Annotated in this window: 21 protein-coding genes; 10 read left to right on the top strand and 11 right to left on the bottom strand. The window is 65.0% G+C overall.

Features of this window, described 5'->3' with window-relative positions:
• Positions 1-63 precede the first annotated feature (63 nt).
• Both BMX07_RS11450 and sufU read left to right on the top strand, forming a co-directional pair.
• Positions 64-696, top strand: a complete 633-nt coding sequence (locus tag BMX07_RS11450; RefSeq protein ID WP_090617880.1) for an HD domain-containing protein — start codon at positions 64-66, stop codon at positions 694-696.
• A gap of 146 nt (positions 697-842) precedes the next feature.
• The gene (gene sufU / locus BMX07_RS11445; RefSeq protein WP_090617878.1) at positions 843-1,262 is read left to right on the top strand and encodes a Fe-S cluster assembly sulfur transfer protein SufU; all 420 of its coding nucleotides are present in this window, start codon (positions 843-845) and stop codon (positions 1,260-1,262) included.
• Positions 1,263-1,402: 140 nt separating this feature from the next.
• Here the strand turns inward: sufU and BMX07_RS11440 are convergent, their stop codons facing one another.
• Positions 1,403-2,173 (bottom strand): sugar phosphate isomerase/epimerase family protein, encoded by a 771-nt coding sequence (locus tag BMX07_RS11440; RefSeq protein ID WP_090617876.1) that lies wholly within the window; start codon positions 2,171-2,173, stop codon positions 1,403-1,405.
• 223 nt (positions 2,174-2,396) lie between these two features.
• On the opposite strand from BMX07_RS11440, the gene BMX07_RS11435 reads away from it, so the two are divergent.
• The 4 genes from BMX07_RS11435 to BMX07_RS11420 all read left to right on the top strand — a co-directional run bounded on the left by BMX07_RS11435 (position 2,397) and on the right by BMX07_RS11420 (position 6,819).
• Complete coding sequence (locus BMX07_RS11435; protein ID WP_090617874.1) at positions 2,397-3,248, top strand: DUF8171 family membrane protein; 852 nt, start codon at positions 2,397-2,399, stop codon at positions 3,246-3,248.
• 5 nt (positions 3,249-3,253) lie between these two features.
• Positions 3,254-5,002 (top strand): ABC transporter ATP-binding protein, encoded by a 1,749-nt coding sequence (locus BMX07_RS11430; protein WP_090618430.1) that lies wholly within the window; start codon positions 3,254-3,256, stop codon positions 5,000-5,002.
• Positions 4,999-5,808 (top strand): energy-coupling factor transporter transmembrane component T family protein, encoded by an 810-nt coding sequence (locus BMX07_RS11425; RefSeq protein ID WP_090617872.1) that lies wholly within the window; start codon positions 4,999-5,001, stop codon positions 5,806-5,808. The genes BMX07_RS11430 and BMX07_RS11425 overlap by 4 nt, the downstream gene beginning before the upstream one ends.
• Before the next feature lie 255 nt (positions 5,809-6,063).
• On the top strand, positions 6,064-6,819 hold the full coding sequence (locus tag BMX07_RS11420; protein ID WP_090617870.1) for a 2-phosphosulfolactate phosphatase: 756 nt from the start codon (positions 6,064-6,066) through the stop codon (positions 6,817-6,819).
• A gap of 59 nt (positions 6,820-6,878) precedes the next feature.
• Here BMX07_RS11420 and BMX07_RS11415 read toward each other — a convergent pair whose 3' ends face one another.
• The 9 genes from BMX07_RS11415 to pspAB form a co-directional block, all read right to left on the bottom strand.
• A complete protein-coding gene (locus BMX07_RS11415; protein WP_090617868.1) occupies positions 6,879-8,759 on the bottom strand; it encodes an IucA/IucC family protein in 1,881 nt (626 codons plus the stop codon).
• A 3-nt stretch (positions 8,760-8,762) separates the two neighbouring features.
• Positions 8,763-10,271, bottom strand: a complete 1,509-nt coding sequence (locus BMX07_RS11410; RefSeq protein ID WP_090618429.1) for a lysine N(6)-hydroxylase/L-ornithine N(5)-oxygenase family protein — start codon at positions 10,269-10,271, stop codon at positions 8,763-8,765.
• The gene (locus tag BMX07_RS11405) at positions 10,264-10,929 is read right to left on the bottom strand and encodes a GNAT family N-acetyltransferase (RefSeq protein WP_090617866.1); all 666 of its coding nucleotides are present in this window, start codon (positions 10,927-10,929) and stop codon (positions 10,264-10,266) included. The genes BMX07_RS11410 and BMX07_RS11405 overlap by 8 nt, the downstream gene beginning before the upstream one ends.
• Positions 10,926-12,824, bottom strand: coding sequence for an IucA/IucC family protein (locus BMX07_RS11400; protein WP_090617864.1), 1,899 nt, complete (start codon positions 12,822-12,824; stop codon positions 10,926-10,928). The genes BMX07_RS11405 and BMX07_RS11400 overlap by 4 nt, the downstream gene beginning before the upstream one ends.
• Positions 12,821-14,392, bottom strand: a complete 1,572-nt coding sequence (locus tag BMX07_RS11395; protein ID WP_090617862.1) for a pyridoxal phosphate-dependent decarboxylase family protein — start codon at positions 14,390-14,392, stop codon at positions 12,821-12,823. Before BMX07_RS11395 ends, BMX07_RS11400 begins: the two co-directional genes overlap by 4 nt.
• Positions 14,389-15,762 carry a diaminobutyrate--2-oxoglutarate transaminase gene (locus BMX07_RS11390; protein ID WP_090617860.1) on the bottom strand — a complete coding sequence of 458 codons (1,374 nt, stop codon included), beginning with the start codon at positions 15,760-15,762 and terminating at the stop codon, positions 14,389-14,391. Before BMX07_RS11390 ends, BMX07_RS11395 begins: the two co-directional genes overlap by 4 nt.
• 496 nt (positions 15,763-16,258) lie before the next feature.
• Positions 16,259-17,290: a DNA repair and recombination protein RadA gene (radA, locus tag BMX07_RS11385; RefSeq protein ID WP_090617858.1), complete on the bottom strand. Its 1,032-nt coding sequence runs from the start codon at positions 17,288-17,290 to the stop codon at positions 16,259-16,261.
• A gap of 148 nt (positions 17,291-17,438) precedes the next feature.
• Entirely contained in the window at positions 17,439-18,644 is a 1,206-nt protein-coding gene (locus BMX07_RS11380; RefSeq protein WP_090617856.1) for an outer membrane protein assembly factor BamB family protein, read from the bottom strand.
• A gap of 355 nt (positions 18,645-18,999) precedes the next feature.
• Positions 19,000-19,605 (bottom strand): PspA-associated protein PspAB, encoded by a 606-nt coding sequence (gene pspAB, locus BMX07_RS11375; protein ID WP_090617854.1) that lies wholly within the window; start codon positions 19,603-19,605, stop codon positions 19,000-19,002.
• A gap of 642 nt (positions 19,606-20,247) precedes the next feature.
• On the opposite strand from pspAB, the gene BMX07_RS23765 reads away from it, so the two are divergent.
• Entirely contained in the window at positions 20,248-20,913 is a 666-nt protein-coding gene (locus BMX07_RS23765; RefSeq protein ID WP_139210864.1) for a hypothetical protein, read from the top strand.
• A gap of 1 nt (position 20,914) precedes the next feature.
• Positions 20,915-21,373: a hypothetical protein gene (locus BMX07_RS23760; RefSeq protein WP_139210863.1), complete on the top strand. Its 459-nt coding sequence runs from the start codon at positions 20,915-20,917 to the stop codon at positions 21,371-21,373.
• A gap of 83 nt (positions 21,374-21,456) precedes the next feature.
• Here BMX07_RS23760 and htpX read toward each other — a convergent pair whose 3' ends face one another.
• Positions 21,457-22,347: a zinc metalloprotease HtpX gene (htpX, locus tag BMX07_RS11370; RefSeq protein ID WP_090617852.1), complete on the bottom strand. Its 891-nt coding sequence runs from the start codon at positions 22,345-22,347 to the stop codon at positions 21,457-21,459.
• Positions 22,348-22,464: 117 nt separating this feature from the next.
• Here htpX and BMX07_RS11365 point away from each other — a divergent pair, with 117 nt between their 5' ends.
• Together BMX07_RS11365 and BMX07_RS11360 are read left to right on the top strand one after the other, a co-directional pair.
• Positions 22,465-22,722, top strand: coding sequence for an antitoxin VapB family protein (locus BMX07_RS11365; RefSeq protein WP_090617850.1), 258 nt, complete (start codon positions 22,465-22,467; stop codon positions 22,720-22,722).
• Positions 22,719-23,099, top strand: a complete 381-nt coding sequence (locus BMX07_RS11360; RefSeq protein WP_090617848.1) for a PIN domain-containing protein — start codon at positions 22,719-22,721, stop codon at positions 23,097-23,099. The genes BMX07_RS11365 and BMX07_RS11360 overlap by 4 nt, the downstream gene beginning before the upstream one ends.
• Positions 23,100-23,324: the final 225 nt, after the last annotated feature.

Here is a 23,324-nt window from a genome sequence, read left to right as displayed (position 1 = left end):
GTCGTGATCGGCAGACACGCGTGACGGCGCGTTTATGTTCCGGCCGCCGAAACACGCTCGACCATGCTCGAGGCAGTTCGCGACCGTGCCCGTCCGTATTTTACCGACGCCTCACCGGCTCACGACTGGCACCACGTCCAGCGAGTCGACGCGCTCGCCGAGACGCTCGTCGAACAGCACCCCGAGTCGGTCGAGGAACCCGTGGTCCACCTCGCCGTTGCCCTCCACGATATCGGCCGAACACGCGAAGATCGCGGGGAGATCGACGATCACGCGAGCTGGGGTGCCCGGGAGGGCGGACGAATCCTGCGCGATCTCGGTGCGGCGACGGACACGGTCGAACGCGTCCAGCACTGTATCCGTGCTCACCGCTACTCGACCGGTACCGAACCCGCGTCGCTCGAGGCGAAACTCGTCGCCGACGCGGACAACCTCGACGCGCTCGGCGCGGTCGGCATCGCTCGCGTGTTCGCCTACGGCGGCGAGATCGGCGAGCCGATCCACGATCCCGCCCAGCCGATCGCGGAAGACGACACCGACGCCGGCGCGACACAGTACAACCACTTCCACAAGAAGATCCTCGACCTGCCGGCGCGGATGTACACCGACGTTGGCCGGGACCTCGCTGCGGATCGCGTCGGGTTCGTTCGCGAGTACCTCGAGCGGTTCGAGGTGGAGGTCGCGGGCGAGACGTGACGACCCATCGGCCCCGGGTGTACAGTGGCCGGATCGTCCGGTCGACGAGAATCGAGCGACAGCCTCGAACACGTCGAATCCGGGTTTGACTGCCCGTATCAGCCCCGGAACCCTTTTACAACTCACTGGCCTATCCGTATCCAACGATGGGACTGGGCTCCGATATGTACCGACAGCAGATCCTCGACCACTACAAGAACCCGCGCAACTACGGGGAACTCGAGGATCCCACGTTCACCCACGTCGGCGAGAACCCGATGTGCGGCGACGAGATTCGCATGGACGTCGAACTCGCCGACGACGAGGAGACGATCGAGCGGGTCGCCTTCCAGGGCGACGGCTGCGCGATCAGCCAGGCCTCGGCCAGCATGCTCTCGGGGAAACTGGCCGGCAAGACCCTCGCGGAACTCCACGAGATGGACCGCGACGACGTGATCGACATGCTCGGGGTCGAGATCTCGCCGATGCGAGTCAAGTGCGCGGTGCTCGCCGAGAAGGTCGCACAGGACGGCGCGGAGATCTACGAGGGCGACCTCGACGTCGAGAAGACGACGACCGAAGACTAACGCGATTTGTAGTCGGGAGACGCCTTTTGCCGTCGGTCTGGGATCGGACGACGCGACGGGACGAGACGGTTCGACGCAGTCCAGTCCCGCCGCTTCGACGGGGGACGGAGAACCGGGTCGACAGCGACCGGTGACGGCCGTCAGAGCGATCGGTCGATGTCGGCGCGGGACTTCATCTCGAGGACGTTGTACGGAGCGCCGACGTCGTCACCGACCGACCGAAACGAGGGAAGCGGGTCGTGGGCGTCCGTCTCCCCGTCGTTGTCGTGGAGGTGGACGAGGTGAATCCGATCACCGAACCGATCGACGAACCGTCCGTACTCGATACCGCTGGCCTTCGCGTGGCCGACGTCGAGGGTGACCCGAAGCGCGTCCGGACCGACGTCGACGGCCTCGAGAATGGACGCTAGCCGATCGGGAGTCGCAGTGAACCGGCGGACGTCGGGCTTCGTTCGCTGGTTCTCGAGACAGAGCGGGACGTCTACCGCTGCGGCGTGGCGGGCGCACGCCCGAATCGTCTCGACCGCCTGCGATCGGACGTGTTCGCGGACGTGGGACGGATACCGCGTCCGCGCGCCACCGCCGTGCGTGACGACGCCGACGGCGTCGATGGCGGCGGCGAAGTCGAGCGCGTCGACCGTCGCGTCGACGACCGCCGACCGGAGCCGTTCGTTGACGTTGCCGGGCGCGACGTCGAGATGGGGCGCGTGCACCGAGTACGTCACGCCGTAGTCGTCGGCGACGTTCCGAAGCGTCGCCGGGGTGGGACCGTCTTCGCGGACGTCCAGATAGCCGGCGCGGAGTTCGATGTGGTCCAAGCCGCGGTCGGTCAGAAACTCGGCGAACGCCGCGACGGATGCGTCGAACCGAACGTCCATCGCAGCACCGAACCGGGGCGTCGGTTCAGCCATCGGCCCCCGTCCGTCTGCGGAGCACGGTTGGCGTCTCGGATCGGCCGTCGTCGAATGGGTGCATCGTCTCCAGGTGAGGGCGATCGGTAGGTAAGCGCGACTATGAGTGATATATATCTAACATACTAGTTGCACGAACTATTGGGAGAAGGTGTCGACAAATTCGAGAACGTATCACTATTATAATTATTCAAATACGGGCACAAGTGACACTCACCCGGATATGAGTACATCGACAGCAACGGGGAGTCGGTTCGAGATCGGGAAACACGATATGATGGTGTTCATACTCGTGATGTCGCTCACGGGACTACAGAACGCCGTCACGGAGATCCTGCCGGAGTTTTCGGTCGGGCCGCTCGAGCTGGGGGTCGGCGGGTTCGTTTTCATTCCGATCGTGCTGGTACTTCTCTTTCGGACCTACTGGGCGGCGCTGGCCGTTCCGGTCGGCGAGATCGTGTTCGGCGAGATCCTGCTGGGCGAGTTCGACGGGCTGGGAGCGATGGAGGGACTCCTGTTGATCCCGGTCTGTTACTACTTCGCCGCGATGCTCCTGCAGGATCCGGAGAACACCAGACAGTTGGCGATCGTCGTCTTCCTCGCGGAGGCTCTCGAGGAGTTCTTCGCGACGTTCATCGACATCGGGAAAGTGTACATCGGCGTCGAGGAACTGGAAGCGGTCCCCGGCCTCCCGGAGAGCATCATCATCCTCGAGGGGGTCGACTTCGTCACGCAGATGGTGATCACCGGCATCGTCTTCGGCGTCGTCCCCGCGCTGTACCTGTACCCGAAACTCCACGGGAAAGTCGAGCCGCTGCTAGGCATGGAGCCGTTCGAGGGCGAGCGCGGCGCGTCGATGCGTCGTGGCTTCTCGATCACGGCCCTGGTGGCGGTGGTCGTCGCCTTCCCGCTGGCGTTCGTGGCCGAAGCCGGAAGCGAGGTCGGCGGGGCGGTCAACGTGATCTGGGAACCCGAGTTCCTCGACACGTACGGCCAGACCTTCATCGCGGTCCCCATCGTCGCCTCCGCGATCGTCGCAGCACTCGTCTGGTATCGAGCGGCCCGAGCCGCATGACATCGATGGCTGGGACCGACGACGCCGTGATCGCCGTCGACGACCTCTCGTTTCGGTACCCTGGGACCGACGACGCCGTGCTGTCGGGTGCCGACCTCGAGATCGAGCCCGGGGAGTTCGTCGCCGTCGTCGGCGGTAACGGTTCCGGTAAGACGACGCTTTGCAAGACGTTCAACGGGATCGTCCCGCACTTCTACGAGGGGACGTTCGACGGCTCGGTGACGGTCGCGGGACTCGACGTGGCGGAGAGTTCGGTGTCGGAGCTGTCGCGACACGTCGGTTACGTGTTCCAGGAGTTCGACAACCAACTGGTCAGTCCGACGGTGTTCGAGGAAGTGGCGTTCGCACCGCTGAACTACGGCCACGAGGACTACCGCGAGCGAGTTCACCGGACGCTCGATACCCTCGAGCTCGACGGGCTCGAGGACCGATTCGTCTGGGAGCTGTCTGGCGGCCAGAAACACCTCGTCGCGCTGGCCGCGTCGCTCTCCCTCGACCCGGAGATCGTCGTCGTCGACGAGCCGGCCGCACAGCTCGATCCGGTCACCGCTCGCGAAACCTACGACCACCTCGCCCGGCTCAACGAGGAGTTCGGGAAGACGGTCGTCGCGATCGAACACCAGACGGAGTTCATCGCCGAGTACTGTGAGCAGGTGGTCCTCGTCGAAGACGGTGCCGTCAGCTGGAAGCTGCCGGTCGACGAGGCGCTGAACAGGCTCGGTGACCTGCGGGCACAGGACGTCCACCCGCCGCAGGTGACCCGGATCGCCGAGCGCGTTTTCGACGGCGACGGGGACCTGCCGGTGACGCTGGACGACGGGCTAACCCGGTTCGAACGACGGGTATCCGAGACGACGGGTCGAACCGACGGGACCGCCACAGCGGCGGCGACAACCGAAAGCCGCGCCGACCCGGTCGTCTCGTTCGACGGCGTGTCCCACACCTATCAGACGCTCCGGAGCGGGACCCGGGAGGTCCTCGACGACCTGTCGCTCGAGCTGTACCCCGACGAGCGGGTCGCCCTCGTCGGAAGCAACGGTGCCGGGAAGTCGACGCTCCTCCAGTTGATCACCGGCCTCGAGAAGCCCGATTCCGGGACCGTCACCGTCGACGGGATCGACACGGCGTCGGTGCTCCCGGAACGGCTCGCGGACGACGTCGTCTACGTTCACCAGAATCCCGAGGAGATGTTCATCGACGACGCGGTGCGAGCGGACGTCGCCCACTACCTCGAAGAGCGGGCGTACGCGGACGTAGACGGACGCGTCGACGACGTGATCGAGTTCCTCGATCTCGCCGCGTTAGAGGACCGCGACGGTCGCCTCCTCAGCGTCGGCCAGCAGCGGCGCGCCTCGCTGGCGATCGGGCTGGCGACGGAGCCCTCGATCGTCCTGCTCGACGAGCCGACCGGCAGCCTCGACCTCGCGAGCCGCGAGGAGGTCGGCCGGACGATCGAGCGGGCCGGGGAGCGCGTCGAAACGGTCGTCGTCGCGACCCACGACCTCGAGCTCGCGGCAGCCTGGGCGAGTCGCGTGGTCGTCCTCGACGAGGGTGACGTCATCGCTGACGGCCCACCCGAAGCCGTCTTCGCCGACCTCGCGGTCCTCGAGCGGGCGAACCTCCGTCCGCCGCAGGTCGTCCGCCTGGGCGAGGCGCTCGGCCTCGACCCCGCACCGTTGACCGTCGAGGCGTTCGCCGAGCGTCTCGGTGCAACCGACTCTGCGCCGGCACCGGTCGAGGGGGGATCGCAGTGAGCGCCCTGGACGAACTCAGAGACGCCACGTCGATCGACGCGATCAAGACCGATCTGCTCCGAACGGCCTACGAGAACGAGGGGTCGTTCCTCCATCGCCTCGACCCGCGGGTCTTGCTCCTGTGGTACGTCGTCTTCCTGTTCGTACCCTGGCTGTTCTACGACGTGAGGGTGTTACTGGGACTGCTCGCATTCGTCTCGGCACTCGCGGTCCTTTCGCGCGTGAGCCTCTTTCTCGTCGGGCTGATGGCGTTCAGCGTCGGCTCGACGCTCGCCTCATACGCCGCCGTGACCGCGGTCACCGGCGATCCCGTCGCCGCGGTCCGGGCGCTGATCCCGTTCACGCTCAAACTGACGATCATCTCGGTCTCGAGTCTGGCCGTCTTCTCGAGCATGGGGCCGAAGACGCTCGCACACGGGCTGCGGAGTCTCGGGGTACCACGACAGTTCACCTTCCTCATCACCTACGGCTACCGGATGCTGCCGGTGCTGTTCGAGGAGTACCACGATCTCGTAAACTCGTATCGGCTGCGCAGCGCCGCCCCGGAGTCGCCCGGCCGCTTCCGCTGGCGACACTACGCGTACCTGTTGAAACTCTCGATGCGAGCGTTCTACCCGATGATATTCAACGTCGCCAAACGCAGTCGGGTCACGGTCGAAGCCATGGAGACGCGGGGGTTCTCTCACTCGCTGCACGACGAGGCGAGCAAGGAACTCCAGCTGGCGGACCTTCGGATCCGGCCGGTCGACGTCGTCTTTTTCGGCGGGTCGTTGAGTATCGTGGCCGGGATCGCGCTGATGCTGTAGGCCACCGGCCCGTTCGGTTTCCACAGCGTGACCGATTGTGAACCCGCCTCGAGTAGCAGGCTGACGAGCCGTGGCGGTCGACCGTCGGGGACGACCGTTGTCCGATGGGAGCCCGCTGTCGCAGCCGAGCGCTGCGGAGGCGGACCCGACGGGCACATGCGGGGTCGCGCTCGGGTATATAGTCGTCAGTACCCGATGGAACGGGTGTGTACCACTCTTAGTCAGCCTATTCACGCTCGGATTGGAGTCGACAGTATGAGCCCAGTGATAGACGAGATGCTCGAATCGACGTTGCTCGAGACGATCATCCCCTCGCGGGCGCGGATTCCCGACGATCCGGCCCCGGGAGAGTACGTCGTCATCGACGTCGCCCAGTTTTCGACCACCGTGCCCGAGCTGTTGGCCAACGGTGCGGAGTACGTCTACATCACCGAGGAACGGGGTAACGAGCCCGCGTTCAAAGACGAACACCCGCGAGCGAAGATCGGCGGGGGATCCGGTCCGAACTACGAGGGTGAATCGGGGTACGACTTCTTCAACTCGCCCAGCTTCGTTCAGGACGTCGACGTCGAGGGACGGCCGACGGCGATGACGTCGACCAACGGCGGGAACGCCGTTACCGATCTCCGGCAGGCGGGCGGCGACGACGTGGCAATCTACGTCGGCGGGCTGACGAACGGTAAAGCCGTCGCGGAACACCTCCGGGACAGCGATCGCGAGACGTTCCTCGTCGCCGCCGGTTCGAGGGGGAAACCCTCGCCGGAGGACACCGTCGGCGCACTGGTCATCGCACACCACCTGTACGGAATACCACTCACTGACGAGCGGCGCGAGGCCTACCGCTCGGTCGTGCAGTTCGGCAAGGGGCCGAAGTACGAGGACAAACCCCCCATCAAGCGGACGGACCTCTACGAGTACACCCTCGCGTTCGACAGCCGATCGGTCGTCCCGAAACTCGAGGGACAGCGCCTCGTCGACGTGGCGGCCGCCGGCGACGACGGCGGTGACTGATCCTCGCCACCGACGGACGGGAAGCGGTGGGGTCGGGGACGATCACGCGGGGTCTCGGGTCACCGCTCGGGTTCGACTTCGGACAGCGGGTTCGGAACGGTCCCGTGCTCGATGGCGTGGGGCCGCTCCGGGCGGTCGCCGTAGCCGATGTCGACGATCCGATTGCGGTTCAGAGTCAGCTTCGGCACCGTCGGCTCGAGCAGGTCGAACAGTTCGAACCGGTCCTCGAGGTCGGGGAACCGCGCGTGGTAGTCCTCGATCGCGGCTCGGACCTGCCCCCAGAAGCGTTCTTCCGAGTAGTCGTGGTGTCGAACCAGCAACTCCGCCAGGTAGCGGTAGACGCCGACGAACAGGCCGTAGACGACGAACAGCCGCAGTTCGTCCGGGGGGACCGAGAGGAGCACGTCGTCGAGGTCGTCCGGTAGGCCCTGGAGTTCCTCGAGGGGTGCCTCGGCGACGTTGACGTCGTCGACGAAGTCCTTGACGGCGAGCCGGGACGGCCGGTCGTCCTCGAGGACGAGGATCGTGTTCTCCCCGTGGGGCGAGAACGCGGTTCCGTACCGATAGAGGTAGTGCAAGAGCGGCGGGAGCATCGTGGCGAACAGTTCGTCGAGCCACTCGGAGAGCGACAGGTCGGAGCGGGCGACCAGTTTCGAGACAACCGGGTCGCCGTCCTCGACGTGCAGCAGCGCGGAGAGGGTCATCGCCCGCTCGTCGTCGTCGATCAGGTCCGTGACGCTCTCCCGCCAGACACAGCCCAGCAGTTCGGTGTACTGGTAGGGCGGACCCTCGAGCGCGTCGAACGTCGGGTGGTCGACGTTCACGCCCGCGATTTCGCCGGGGAGGACGACCTGGCACTCGTCGCGCAGGAACGGATCATCGTCCCGAACGCCCTTGATGTACGCCGTGACCAGCGGCGCGGCTTCGGTGCGCTCGCCGGGGAGCCCGCGCCAGACGAGCGTGTTGCTGATCCGCATCGGCAGCTTCACGTTGTGTTTGGCCGGCGCGTCGACGTTGACGAACGTCCGGACCGACTGCATCGGCAGGTACTCGTCGGGTCCCCGCCCCAGCGGGACGATCTCGTCAGCCGCGAGCTGGTTCCCGAACAGGGGAACGACCGTCTGCTCCCACTGCCAGTCGTGGACCGGCAGGAAGCGGTAGTCGTCCGGCTCGAGCCCGCGGCGCTCGAGTTCGCCGCGGAACTCGTCGTAGCGGGCCCCGAGTTCCGACTCGAGCAGGGCCTCGTGGTCGAGCCCGTCGACGCTCACGAACGAGGCCGCCTCGCGCGAGACGGCACACCACGAGAGCCGGATCGGTTCGGCGCGCTCGGGCGCGTAGTCGCGGTAGTCGTCGTACCCCCAGCCGACCCGCCCCTTGTTGAAAGTGAGCCACGGGTGGCCGGTCATCTCGCCCTCGATCTCGGCGTAGGACATGTCGACGACCGATTCCTCGGTCCCGCCGGCGTCGCTGCCAGCGGTGGTCGCGCCGGCAGTATCGGCCTCGAGATGCGCGTCCGCGAGCAGCGTCTTGGCGTACTCGCGCACGAGGTGGCCGGCCGTGATGGAATCCATCTCCACCGCCGGCTCGAGATCCACGACGAACTGGAGCGGATCGGCGGCGGGCTCGAACCCATCGCCCGCGTCGCGTTCGATCGAGTCGACGCTGACGCTGAGACTGTCCCAGAACCGCTCGACGGCGTCGAAGCGGTAGCGCGTTCCCTCGAGGTCGATCTCGTAGGTGGTCCACTCGCCGTCCGCGGCGTCGTCGATCGGGGCCGGCTCGAGGATGTCCTCGTAGGTGAACTCCCGCAGGATCTTGGCGAGGAGTTCCCGCGAGACGTCGTTCCAGCGGTCCGCGGTCAGTACGCGGTCCAGCGTATCGATTCCGTCGAGTCCGTGCTCGAGATCGTCGCGATCGGTGTTGCGTGAGGTGTTCTCCATGAGTTACTCCGTATCGAGTGAGAGCGGTTGCGCGCCGTCGGTGCGAACCGGCGCGTGGTCGGCGAACTGTTCGACGTCGAAGGTCTGGAAGACGGTGTCCCGGTCGATCGGGTACACTTCGCGGCCGGCGAGCCGATCGACGATCACCGCGTTCCGGTAACAGCCGAGGCCGAGGTCCGGCGTCCCGACGCCGTGAGTGTGGAGCGCGGCGTTCTGGACGAACACCCGGCCGCCGGCGTCGTCCGCACCCCCGAAATCACCCTCGAGACGGTAGTCCTCGCTCACGCGGAACCGCCCCCGATCGTCGAACGCGATTCGATCCGCGATCGGCTCGAGGAACGTCGGCGTCGGCCGGTGGTAGCCCGTGCCGAGGATCACGGCGTCGGTCTCGAGGGCGAACGCCCGGCCCTGCTGGCGCTGCTCACAGTCCAGCCAGTAGCTGCCGTCCGCCCGTTCGATATCGACGACGGCGGTCGTCGCGAGCATCCCGAAGTCGGGGTCGGGGTCGCCGATCGAACGCTCGTAGAGCGTGTCGTAGATCCGCTCGCTGGTCTCGGGATCGATCCCCTTGTACAGCAGGTCCTGATCGGCCAGCAGGTCGTCCTTCCGCGACTGCGGCAGCTCGTAGAAGTACCGCGTGTACTCCGGGGTGAAGTGCTGCAGTCCGAGTTTCGAGTACTCCATCGGGAAGAAGCCGTCCGAGCGGGTGAGCCAGTCGAGCCGATAGTCGTGGGTCGACTGGCGCTCGAGCAGGTCGAGGACCACCTCGGCGGCGCTCTGACCGGAGCCGACGACGGTGATCGACCCGGCGTCGAGGGCGTCGTCACGGCGCTCGAGGTAGTCGGCGGTGTGGAACAGCGGCCCGTCCGCGCCGGCGTGTTCGCGGGCGAACTCGGGAAGCGACGGACGGGAGCCGACGCCCACGACGAGGTCGTCGGCGCGGTAGCGGTAGCGCTGGCCAGTCTCGGGGGCGACGGCCTCGACGACGAACGTTCCGGTGGTCTCCGAGCCGTCGGAGCTCCCGCTCGAAGCCTCGTACTCGACGCTCGTCACCTCCCGGTCGAACTGCGTCGTCGGGACGGTTTCGGCGACCCAGCGCAGGTACTCGTCGTACTCGCGGCGGGGTATCTGGAACGTCTCGTAGACGTAGAACTCGTAGATGCGATCGCGCTCGCGGACGTAGTTGAGGAAGCTGTACGGATTGGTGGGATCGGCCATCGTCACCAGGTCCGCGAGGAACGGCACCTCGAGCGTGGCCCCCTCGATCAGCATTCCCTCGTGCCAGGCGAACGCGGGCTCGCGCTCGAGGAAGACGGCATCGAGCTCGAGTGCGGGATCGGCACCGTCGAGCAGCGCCGCGAGGCCGAGGTTGAACGGGCCGAGACCGACGCCGAGCACGTCGTAGTGGCCGCGGTCGATGACCGTCTCGTCGCTCGTCGCGACGTCCGACGGATCGTCCGTTCCATCGTCGCCGAGACGGACGGCAGTGGTGGCGTCGCCGTCGTCAGTCATCGTCGCCCACCTCGGCCGGTCGCCCGTCCGCACGGTCCGCGGTCGGCGGCCAGATATCTCGTTCGAACCGTTCACGCGGACAGACGGCGAATGTCGCCGTCTTGTCCTCCTCCTCGAACTCGAACTCGCGGCGGAACTCGAAGCCGCATCGGTCGGCGCTCGCGAGCACGGCGTCGTTCCGGGCGTCGGGTTCGGCGACGATTCGATCGGTCTCTGGATGCCTGAACTGGAACGCGAGCATCGCCCGGATCAGGGGGACGGCGTACCCGCAACCGAGGTACTCCTCGGGGCCGAACAGGAGATGCATCCCCTGATCGCCGGGCTCGGCGTCGTAGTACGCCGCCAGATCGTCCTCGACGGCCCAGTAGCGCTCCCAGTAGCTCATCGGGACGTGGTCCAGACAGCCGACGTACAGCGTTTGATGGTCGTCCGCGAGTTTCGCTCGGAGCGTCTCGCGGAACTCGAGCAGCGGCTCGTCGAGGTCCCAGTACGGTGCGACGTGGGTCGATCCCAGCCACGCGTGCAAGCGGCCGAGATCGCGCTCGAGCGAGACCCGCCGGAACCCGATGTGGCGATCGATCGTCTCGTCGTAGTGCTCGAAGTCGTAGTCCGAGACGACCGTGGCGTGCGGGCCGCGGTTGGGGGCTCGATCCGTCATCGGCTCGCCTCCGTGTCGCCGGTCGCGGTCGAGCCGACCGATTCGGCCGGCTCCGGCGGCGCGACGAGCGGGTTCCGCACGTCGGCGTAGACCGACTGCTCGTCGAGCGACGGCGCGTCGAGTTCGTCCAGGCCGCGGAAGCGAGTCAACAGGTTGGCCTTGCAGGGGACGGTCGACGACTCGAGCAGCGGGTCGAGGATCGACGTGCCGGGGCGGTCGAACTCCCGGAGGGACTCGAGTTCCTCGCGGAGCACGGCGAGCAGCCGGTTCTCGTCGACCAGTCCCGCGGTCCCGAAGGCGTTGATCACGCCGAACGCGTTGTTGCACACGACGTAGTAGCGGATCCGCTCGTCGGCGACCGCGTCGGGACAGATCGAGTTCGCCCGCTCGCCGACACCGGGACAGACCGCCTCGAGCCGATCGTAGGTGCTCTCGGGAAAGTAGTAGCCCTGGTTGTCCCGGTAGCGGAACTCGTCGGGGTAGCCCCCGTCGTCGAGCGTGAGCACGCTGTTCTGCTGGTGGGCCTCGAGCCCGATCCCCCGCTCGAGGTAGAGCCACAGCAGCGGCCGGATCGAGATCTCGAGGTAGCGCCGGAACCACTCCTCGCTGACGGCGGCGGCATCGCGGCCCTCGCGCTCGGCGATCGACGCGACGGTGCGACCGAGACGGGAACGACCGTCCCCGATCGCGTCCTGACAGAGCGCGACGACGGGTGTCGCCCGCCGGGCGTCCGCACCCCGGAACGGGTTCTCCCGGAGGACGACCTCGAAGCCGGATTCGTCGCCGTCGACGCCCAGCGCGTCGGGGTCGATCGTCAAGTAGGCAGGGTCCCGGATCACGTCGAACGCGGGGAACCGCTCGCGCAGGTCGTCGCCGAGTTCGGTCGCCAGTAGCGCCGAGATCGCGACGCCGCGCTCGAGTTCCGGGCGCTTGTTCGTCCGCAGCGAGTTGGTGATCTCGACGGCGAGCGACCCCTTGACCATGAACGGCGACTCGGGGGCGTACAGCGTTCGGACGGACGTCGTCGGGTAGAACTCCCGGCCCAGTTCGCCGAGCGACTCGAGGCTCCCGGCCGAAACGAGGTCCCGAACGGCGGGGCGCTCGAGCAGCCGGTCGGCCTGCCACGGGTGGACCGGCAGGAGGATATCGTCCTCGGTCAGGTACCCCTCGAGGACCGACTCGGCGACGGTCGGATCGTCGCACAGCGTCTCGCGGACCCACTCCGCGGCGGATTCGGCGCGCTCGGACTCGCTCTCGACGATCTCCGGATCGGCACGGACGTAGTGCAACTGGAACGAGCCCTCGAGTTCCGGGGCGTAGCGCTCGGCGTCGCGCTCCATCCCCCGGCGGCTCTTCGGCGTCGGGTGGCGGTGGTGTCCGAAGACGAGCGACTGTTCGGCCTCGCGGAAGGTGACGTCCGTTCCGTACAGCGTCTCCGCGTCGGCCGCGCGGGCGTCGACGTACCGCTCGACGTTCCGACACGAGCGGACGACTCGTTCGACGAGATCGTCGCGGTTCCCGTCCGCACCGCGCTCGAGCGCGAGTTCCTTCGTCGCGAGCGTCGCGAGCGTGGCGTAGTCCAGTTCGACCGGGTCGCCGTCGCCGCCGGGCCGGTAGTACGCGGGCAGGTCGAACAGGTGGCGACCGGTCGGGGAGCGGTAGGCCACGGGAACGAGGAGCGCGATCCCCTGGTTCGGCAGCGGGCACCGCAACACGAGCCCGCTCGCCGGCCGACGCTCGAGGGGCGCGTCCGCAGCGGTGACGAACTCGCCGGTGCCGGTCTCGTGGCAGTAGCAGTTCAGGAAGCTGTGCAGCGTCGCATCGCGTGCGACGCGCGTCGCATCGATGCGCTGCTCGTCGGTCGTGGTCGTCGATGGGTGTTGTCGTGGCGTCATACGGAATCGATCACCTCGCGTTCGAGCGCCTCGCCGCGGTCGACAACCGCCGCGAGCGCAGCGTCGAGGTCCGAACGGGTCGTTCGGGGGTTCAAGAGCGTGAACTTCAGTGCGGCAGCGCCGTCGACGGTCGTGCGAGCGAGGAGTACCTCGCCGTCGGCCAACAGCTCGTCGCGGACGGCGCGGTTCACGCGGTCGATGGCGGCCGCGGGAAGCGGCTCGGTTCGATCGTCGGAGTGGGCCGGCCGGTCCGGTCGATACCGGAAGACCACCGTGCTCAGTTCGGGCTCGCAGCACAGTTCCAGCGCCGGCTCGGCTCGGATCGCGGCGGCGACCGCGTCGGCCAGTTCGCAGACGTACTCCACGCAGTCGGCCACGCCCGTCCGACCCAGCGCGTTGAACGTCACGAACGGCTTCAGCGCGTCGAACCGGCGGGTCGTTCGCGTGGACTTCGAGACGAGGTTCGGGACGCCCGCCGCGTCGTCGCGTTCGGGATTGAGATAGGCCGCGTTGCGCTCGAGGAACCGATAGCGGTCGCCGTCGCGCAGCAGAAACGCGCCACAGCTGATCGGCTGGTAGAACAGCTTGTGGAAGTCCACGGCGATCGAGTCGGCGCGATCGATCCCCGCGAGCTTCGGGCGGAGCCGGTCGCTGATCGCACACGCCCCGCCGTAGGCGGCGTCGACGTGGAGCCACAGACCCCGATCGGCGGCGCGATCCGCCAGCCCCTCGAGCGGGTCGATGCTGCCGAAGTCCGTCGTCCCGGCGGTGCCGACGATCGCGAATGGGTGCCGGCCCGCGGCCTCGAGCCGCTCGAGCGTGTCGTCGAGCGCCGCGAGGTCGATCCGTCGGTCGTCGTCGGTCGGGACCGTGACGACGGCGTCCTCGCCGAGTCCGAGGTGGTGAGCGGCCTGTTCGGCGGTGAAGTGGGCCGCCTCCGAACAGCACACGCGGAGGTCCCCGGCCGCGGGTCCCAGCCCGGCGGTCTGGACGGATCGATCGAACCGCGTCTCGCAGTACCAGTCGCGAGCGAGCAAGAGCCCGAGAAAATTCGACTCCGTGCCCCCGCCCGTGAAGACGCCGTCCGCGCCGGCCGGATACTCGAATAGCTCGCAGCAGGCGTCGACGACGCGCTCCTCCAGGACCGACGCCGCGGGGGCCTGGTCGAACGAGTCCATCGACTGGTTCGTCCCCGACAGCAGCACCGCTGCGGCCAGCGCCGGGATCGCCGGCGGACAATGGAGGTGGGCGACGCAGCCGGGGTCGTGGACGCGGACCGAGTCCGCGAGTACCTCGTCTGCGACCGTCTCGAGGGTGTCCGAGAGCGCCTCGCCCTCCGCGGGGAAGACCGCCAGGTCGTCGATCCGTTCGCGGAGCCGCTCGTGGTCGGTCCCCGCGTAGGGGCCCTCGACCGTCGCAAACGACTCGAGGAGACACTCGCGTGCCAGATCGATCGCGTCCGCGTACGCCGCGTTTCCGTCCGCGCTGCCGAGGAAGGCGCTCGCGGCGGCCGGCGGCGTCGGCTCGTCGGCGGAACGGACCTGTCCCGCCAGCTCGTTGCTCGTCATGCCGGTGCCTCCGTCCGATCGCGCTCCCCCGCGACGGCCGCGCGGACGCTCTCGTGGACGATTTCACCGATCTCGTCGATGCGCGACGGCGAGATCGAAAGCGGGGGGAGAAACCGGACGACGCTGCCGTGGCGGCCGCCGGTCTCGACGACCAGGCCGCGGTCGAACGCCGCCGACTGGACGGCGGCCGCCAGCTCGCCGTCCGCGGGTGCGTGGCCGAGCGAGTCGGGGTCCCCGTCGGGATCGACGAGTTCCATTCCGAGCAACAGCCCGCGCCCGCGAACGTCGCCGACCGCCTCGAACGTCGCGGCGGTCTCCTCGAGCCGCGCTCGCAGCCGGTCGCCCATCGCCGCCGCGTGCGCCTCGAGGTCGTGCTCGAGGACGTACTCGATGGTCGCCGCGCCGGCTGCCATGCCGAGCTGGTTGCCGCGGAACGTGCCGGCGTGTGCGCCGGGCTCCCAGACGTCCAGCGACTCGTCGTAGACGACGACCGACAGGGGGAGCCCGCCGCCGACGGCCTTCGAGAGCGTCATCACGTCCGGGACGATATCGGCGTGCTCGACCGCGTACAGTTCGCCGGTGCGGCCGAGTCCGGTCTGAATCTCGTCGACGATCAGCGGGATATCGCGCTCGCGGGTGATCCGGCGCATCTCCCGCAGCCAGTCGTCGGGTGCCGGTACCGAACCGCCCTCGCCCTGCACGGGCTCGAGGATCATCCCCGCGGGGTCGACGATGCCGCTGTCGGGGTTCGAAAGCGTGCGCTCGACGTACTCGGCGCTCGTCTGCCAGCAGTCTTCGCCGCCGAGTCCGAACGGACAGCGGTAGGCGTGGGGATAGGGCAGGTGGTGGACGTCCGGCAGCAGTCCCGGAATCGGTTCTTTCGCCGCCGTATCGCCCATCAGCCCGAGGGCACCGTGGGTCATCCCGTGGTATCCACCCTGAAACGCCAGCATCGACCGGTTACCCGTGGCCGTCTTGACCAGTTTCAGCGCCGCTTCGACCGCGTCCGTCCCGGCGGGGCTACAGAACTGTACTTTCGCCGTCTCGGCGAACTCGTCCGGGAGGCTCTCGAGCAACTCGTCGACGAACCGTTCCTTGACCGGCGTCGTCAGATCGAGCGTGTGGATGGCCCGCCCCCGATCGAGGAGCGCTTCCATCCGTTCGACCACCGCAGGGTGGTTGTGGCCGAGCGCGAGCGTCCCGGCACCCGCCAGACAGTCGATGTACTCGTTCCCGTCGACGTCCTCGACGATCGCGCCCTCGGCGCGCTCGATCGCGAGCGGCAACGATCGGGGGTAGGTTCGCGCGTTCGACTCGCGACGCGCCTGCTGTGCGAGGAGACGGTCGGCCGCCGAACCGCCGTCAGTCACGGCCGCTCACCGCCGTTCGGCGACCGATCCGTGATCGGCTCCGATGGTAATTGTTCCGTCGTCATGCGAGTTTTAGGCCGGCCTAAACCGATAAAAGCGTACCGGTTTTTAGGCTAACCTAAAGCTTATATCGGAGCCGGTGAAAGAAACGGAATCGGAACGGAGCGGCGCGACGCGGCGACCGCGACCCACAGGCGACGGCCGACTCGAGGGGTGGACGACCGCGAACCGACCGATGCCCGGCAGTCGCTCGTCGAGGCGAACTGACGGGGAGGCGTGAGACGGCGACGCGCGAGAGATTGATCGGCCCAGTTGCAGACGACTGGTGACGGTGACGCCGGGTCGCCGAGCGCCGGGGTTCGGGTACGGGTACGAGAACAACGTCGGGACGGTCGCCGAGCGCAGCGATGGCCGGAGCGGGACGGAACCGTCCACGCTCGTGCGAACCCGAGACAGGACGGAAAAGAGAGCGGTCGGTCGTTCGGACGGGAGCGCGTTATTCGGGCTTCAGTCCGCCGTCCTGAACGCGCATGACGGCCTCGCCGTCGGCCAGGTTCGGTGCGTCGACCAGTCGGACGATCCGCTTGTCACCCTTGGACTTGCGGAGGTAGATCCGGAACGTCGACTTGTGACCCAGGATGTTGCCGCCGATCGGCTGGGTCGGGTCGCCGAAGAACGAGTCGGGGTTCGACGCGACCTGGTTCGTGACGATGACCGCGCAGTTGTAGAGGTTGCCGACCTTGTCGAGGTCGTGCAGGTGCTTGTTGAGCTTCTGCTGTCGGTCCGCGAGTTCGCCACGGCCGACGTACTCCGCACGGAAGTGCGCCGTCAGGGAGTCGACACAGAGCAGGCGGACCGGATACTCCGAGTCCTCGTGTTCGCCCGCGAGTTCCTTGGCCTTCTCGGCCAGCAGCATCTGGTGGTTGGAGTTGAACGCCTTGGCGACGTGGATCTTCTCGAGGACGTCGTCGACGAGTTCGTCGACCGCTTCCTCGTCGTCGGCCGAGCCCTCGATCTCGCGGTCCTCGAGCGTCGCGTCGATGGCCTCGTCCGGCAGGCCGCGGACCATGTCGTCGATCCGCTCGGGGCGGAAGGTGTCCTCGCTGTCCACGAAGATCGCACAGCCGTGGAGGCCGCCGACCTCCTTCGGAAGCTGGACGTTGACCGCCATCTGGTGGGTGACCTGGGACTTGCCGGCACCGAACTCACCGTAGACCTCGGTGATCGACTGGGTCTCGATACCGCCACCGAGCAGGTCGTCGACCTCGTCGATGTGCCAGCTCAGTTTGCCGATTTCGTTCCGGCGCTCGAGAACGGTCGAGCCGGTCTCGAACCCGCCGATGTCGGCCGCGTCACGGGCGGCACGGACGATGTCGGACGCGGTCGACTCGCCGACGTCGGCCGTGTTCGAGAGTTCCGACGGGGCGGCGACGGCCAGACTCTGGAAGGAGTCGAAGCCTGCATCGTGGAGTTTGTCTGCGGTGGCCGGTCCGACGCCGGGAAGAGTTTCGAGGTCTGCTTCTGGCATACTCCCTCGTTGTGCCGGACCCCCCATAAACCCTCGTTAACAGGGAAGTGAAAGTGAAAGTGCCGGCGGGCGGCGGGGTAGTTCGAGATCCGGACGATGGATTTACGAAAGAAGGCGCGCGCGTCGGCGACGCGAATCGGTGACCGTCTCAGCGACGCGGTTCGTCGGCGTCCCACTCGAGACAGTAGAGGCGTTCGTCGTCGCTGCCGACGTAGAGCCGTTCCGCGCCGAGCGCGGGCGTCCCCCTGATCGCGTCGTCGGCCGCGAAGCGCCACAGCGGCTCGGGGTCGTCGGCGTCGATCCCGTAGAGCGACCCGCTCGCGTCGCCGACGCAGATCACGTCGCCGGCGACGACGGGACAGGAGCGGATCGGGCCGTCGAGTTCGACGCCCTTTCGGGAGAACAGCCAACCGCGCAGTTTGCGCCGGCCGACGGTCGTATCGGTGACGTGGAGGTAGCCGTCCTCAGCGCCGACGAACGTCGTCTCGGCGGCCGCGAGTACGGTCGCGGACGTCGTGAATCCGTCGCCGATCTCGTAGGTGAACCACGTCTGCCCGGTCCCGGCGTCCAGCGCGAGCATCGTTCCGCCCTCGTCGCCGACGTAGACCCGTCCGTCGGCGATCGTCGGTCCGCCGGCGATCGATCCGGTCGCCGGTGCGGTCCACGCCTCCTCGCCCGTCTCGGCCGCGAGCGCCAGCACCGTTCCGGCCGTGGTCCCCGCGAACACCCGCTCCTCGTTCGCTCCCCACCGTCGATCCGGCTCCTGTACTCGCTCCGCCTCGAGCAGCGACGGCTCCATCGACTCGAGGGGGACGCCGTCCCCCTCGTCCAGCCCCGATCGACGCTGCTCCCCCTCCCGGCCGTCGGCGATCGCCGGACAGCCGACGACGGCCGACTCGGTCTCGTGGGTCCACAGCTCCGTGCCCGTCTCGGCCTCGAGCGCCGAGAGACCGGCCGCGTGCCCCGCGTAAAGTCGTCCCGCGGAGAGCGCGAGCGCGGACGCGAGCGAATCGGGGAGTTCCACCTGCCACCGTTCGTCGCCAGTGGCGGGGTCGAGCGCGTACACCGCTCCGTCGCCCGTCCCCAGATACAGCCGCTCGCGGGTGACGACCGGCGTCGCGTCGGTCGCACGTTGCGTCTCGAACACCCATCGGCGGCGACCCGTCTCCCGCTCGAGCGCGTAGCAGTTCCCGCGGGTCGTGCCGACGTAGACGGTGTCGCGATCGAGCACCGGCGACCCCGGCGGTCCGACGAGGTCCACCGTCCAGGCCTCGGCGACGCGGGCCGGCCCCCCGAGATCGCGCCGGAGCCCCGAGTTGTGCGGATCGGCCTTGTACTGAGTCCACTCAGTCACTGTCCGCGGATACCGACCGAATCGCTATAACAGTAGGTGACACCGACCTGCGGTGGCGCAGTGGCACAGTGGCGCGGCGGTGCCGCACGAACTCGTCTCGAGCCGAGCCCCGACGCTGCTCGAGCCCTCGGCTCGACGGTGAAAAGCGCAGCGGCAGGAAAAGGGGTGCAACTGGTGTATGGCGCAGTTGTGATGATGTGGTGTTTGGCTTCCTGCCGCGTACTCCCTCGTAGACCGGGAACCGCAATACCGGTGACTCCTACACAATTTGGTCGTCCACCGATCGCGACGATCGAAACCAACGGACGGCCCGGCGAGCGCCGTCGAATCCGGGGATCGGGTCGGGACGGCCGGTCTACTCCCAGGGATGGGTGCCGCGCTCGCTCGGCCAGAGCGGGTACCAGTACTCCTTCTCGCGCTCGATCTCGAGTTCGCCGTCCAGCGCCGACTCGAGTTTGAACTCCGCGCTCGAGTCGCGTTCCCGGCCGGACCGCGGCACGAAGGGGTAGAACCGGCCGCGACGGAAGGAGTAGATCCAGTACGCGGTCCCGTCGCGATCTTCGTAGGCGAAAACGGCAGCCAGCAGCCGCGAGCCGTAGTCGTGCTCGATGAAGGTGTCCGCGGCGAAGTGCATGCTCGTGATCAGGTCCTCCGGGTCGTCGTCCGTGAGGACGACCCAGTGATAGCCGTGATCGTCCGACGTGACCGAGAAGCCGGTCCCGGTCTCCTCCCGGCCCGCCTCGAGGATCGCCTCGACCTCGTCGACGGCGTTCCGGAAGTCGCTCGAATCGACGCCGGAGAAACAGAGTGCGCCGACGTCCAGCGACTCGTAGCCCAGATCGGCCTGCATCGTGAGGTAGGCGGTGCTCATCCCGAAGAGGTCGTCGGGGTCGGCGTCGCGTCCGGCGTCGGCTTCGGCGCGCGAGCCGAGGATGGCGCGGAGTCCGTCCAGTAGTCCCATACACAATGTCAAGCGACCACAGGCTTCAAAGTCTCTGTTCTTACCATGGCAACTCATGTACTGTCATCAATGCAATAGTCCGTGAAGCGCAGTACTCCGACATTTATCGGTGACACCAACATCTCACAACCAGAATTATTGGATTGAAATTACAATAGAGGCTTCAGAAACTCTTATAAGGGATTCTAGCTCAGATACAATCTTACTTCAGCAAAGTCGGAGTGGTTGACAGGGTCTTCCCGTTACTATTTCCATTCTTGTTGTGACCACTTTCCTCCGTTTAAGGTTGCTAGTTTTCTCTAGATGGTCGCCATAGCTCAGCGGAATTAATGGACGCGGTTCATTCGTTGTATTCAGGTTTGTAGTGGCTGTCATTGCGGAAATAACACTCACTGAATCTCTAGCATTTCGGTTAACTTTGATGAGCTACCCGCACAATAGTATATTTTGATATTACAGTCTATTGTCTAGAATACACCCCGATATGAACGTCCTATCCAGAAATAAGTCTCAAAATGAAGCTAGTGAATAACTAACAAAATACTTGAATTTAATATTCTAATGTATGGTATGTGATTGTGAAAACCAGATACAATATCTAGTGGAAAGAACTAAATACATAGGTTTATTATATCTATCTGGATGGTAGAAAAAGACGATAATGGTTATACAGACATAACCAGAAGGAAGACTATTACAGTACTAGGTGTATCAGCACTATCACTAGGTAATGGGTTAGTCGGACCTGTGAGTGGTGAGAAAGAAAATAGTAAGAGTGTTACTGATTTTGACCCTAAAAATCGGAAAGAAGTGATACAATTCATAGAAGCACACGATGAATCAAATGCCCCAGATGAGTTAGAGGACAAATTAAATCAGGATCAAGAAGAGGCAGTCATAGATGTACTACTTAATCCTGATTGGGAAATGACGACAGAGCTCCAGGAAATGTATGGAATTATGTCCGAAGACGATTATGAATCTATGGAATCGATCCATACAGCTAGGGCAACAATTGCAGGTAATGTCAGATATGAACTAGAACAGCTAATTAAATGGGAATTTGACGGAGAATCTTGGCGCAATGCAAGTACAGATCAGGATGGCTATGGCAAATCGTTCACAACATATGATGGTGAAGCTAGTTCACAGATCCGGAATGAAACCAGCGAACGATTTGATGCACGGGAGCGAGCCCAATTTTCTTTGAATGTTGGTTTCACGGTTCGGAATGTAACTGCTGAGATTCTCCAGAGATGTTGGAATAATGGGAATGCAGAGCTAATCAACGAGAGTACCCCATTATAGCGTGAGTTATAAAATAAAAATGAATAGAAGACAAGCCCTAAAGTCGATCGGAGGAACAGTGACTGCTTTGAGTATCGGAACCCTTCCTGCAGCAGGAAGTTCATCAGGTGATTACAACGTTGCTTATGAGGCAGTCAGGAGAAATCTAGGTCAACGTACTTCAAGGGTTGATGTAGAACTTGAATGGGAAGTAGATAATGGAGAAATATCATATGGCCATGTGTCGCATAATCAGAGTACTGCGATAGATTGGCGCTTTTTGGGTTATACTGAAAAAGACTCAGAAGAGACTGATCTCCAGCTCAGGGGATATACAGAAGCTAAATTCGATGCTTATGGGTTTTTCAACAATGAGCACCGAATTGGCTTAGAAGTTATCGGACTTACGAATGGAGAGGTGAATACCAATGTCCCTGTTGACACGGCTGATAATGGTCGTGTAGTCGTAAACGAGATCTAAATTTCACAAATAGGTAGTTATCTATTGTAATTGTTGAATTGATCTACTACTAACCAATATTATTATCTTCAGTGTATTACTCCCTATAAAGACATTTCTTGTTGAATATTTCGTAGTTTATTGACCCGTCTTTCCGTCGGCGGGTGCGTGCTAAAGAGTCGTCCAACAATGCCGGACTTGATCGGGATGATGAAGAAGGCGTTCATCTCGGCCTCCTCGCGCAGGTCGTCTTTCGGGACCTTGTCCATCTCGCCGGAGATCTTCAGCAGCGCCGAGGCGAGCGCGGAGGGGTTGCCGGTGATGGCGGCGGCCCCGCGGTCGGCGGCGTACTCGCGGTAGCGGGAGAGCGCCCGAATGAGCAGGTAGCTGATGATCCAGACGATCAGCGAGACGAGGATGGCGACGACGATGCCGCCGCCCCCGCCCTCGCGGCCGCGGCCGTGCCCGCCGCCGAAGAAGGCCCCCCAGCGGACCATCATGAACGCGATGGTCGAGAGGAACGAGGCGATGGTCATCACCATCATGTCGCGGTTCTTCACGTGCGCGAGTTCGTGCGCGAGGACGCCGTCGAGTTCGTCCTGCTCGAGCGAGTTCATCAGTCCGGTCGTCACGCAGACGGCCGCGTTTTTCTGGTTGCGCCCGGTCGCGAAGGCGTTGGGTACCCTCGAGTCGACGACCGCCACCTTCGGCTTCGGGAGGTCGGCCTGCTGGGAGAGCCGGTCGATCGAGGCGTGCAGTTGCGGGTACTCGTCAGCCGAGACCGTCTTCGCGCCCATGCTCCGCAGTGTCAGCGTGTCGCTGAAGTAGTACTGGACGAGCGAGAACCCGCCGAAGATCATCCCGAAGATGAGCAGGTTCGCACCGCCCGAAATAATTGTGGTGAGTACACCCGCGAAGACGATGTACAGCGCGAACAGCAGGAACATCGTCACGAACATTCGAAGCCGCAATCCCCAGTCCGCCTGCCAGTTCATACCCCAAATGAGGGGCTCCGGTAAAATAAGTGCCCTGACGGGACGTTCGAACGTTGAACGCCGCATCCGGACCGCGAGATCTTTATGAACGTACAGTGTATGTTTACGTGTACACGTATGTCCACGAAGACGGTAACCATCACGGAGGAGGCCTACGAACGACTGAAGTCGCACAAGCGCGACGATGAGAGCTTCACGGACACCGTCCTTCGGTTGACCGAATCTAACCGGGACGTCATGAAGGGGTTCGGTGCGTTCGCCGACGCCGACGGATTCCGAGCAGCCGTCGAGGAGGCGGGCGAAAACCTGGACGACGGCGTTCGAGAGCGCCGGGAACGACTGCGCGAACGGCACGGCCGGAGTTCGGACCAGTGATCGCGTTCGATTCGACGTTTCTGATAGACTACCTCGAGGGGGAAAGCGCGACCGCAGAGCTCCTGAAGCGCCTCGACGAACCGGTGTATTACGCTCCGGCGATCGCGCTGTATGAGATCTACGAGGGAGCTGCGATCTACGACGGCGACGATCTGGAGACGGCTCGTGACGGTCTCGATTGGATCGAGCCGCTCGAATTCGATCACGACGCGGCGATCGAAGCGGCCCGATTGATCGCCGAACTCCGATCGGCGGGTGAACCGATCAGCGATGGGGACGTGCTCATCGCAGGGATCTGCCGACGGCACGGCGCATCGCTCGTTACTCGAGATAGCCACTTCGAAACCGTCACCGGTCTCGAGACGATCTCTTACTGAGAGAGGTGCCGAGCGCACGTCGAAGACGGTTTTGAACAGGGAACGTGGTGGTTTTACCGCTAATTACTCCTCCGAGAGGAACCTGTAGCCGACTGTTCTACCGAATCCCACTGGAGAACGGATGGGATAGTGATACCGCAACCGACACCGAACCTGTCAGATCGGGATGGCACTGTCCGCGTCGACTGACCGATCAGCGTCCGTAGCAGTCGACCCGGTCAACCC

It is taken from the genome of Natrinema salaciae (assembly GCF_900110865.1).
Taxonomy (GTDB): domain Archaea; phylum Halobacteriota; class Halobacteria; order Halobacteriales; family Natrialbaceae; genus Natrinema; species Natrinema salaciae.
This window is presented reverse-complemented; position numbering and strand designations above follow the sequence as displayed.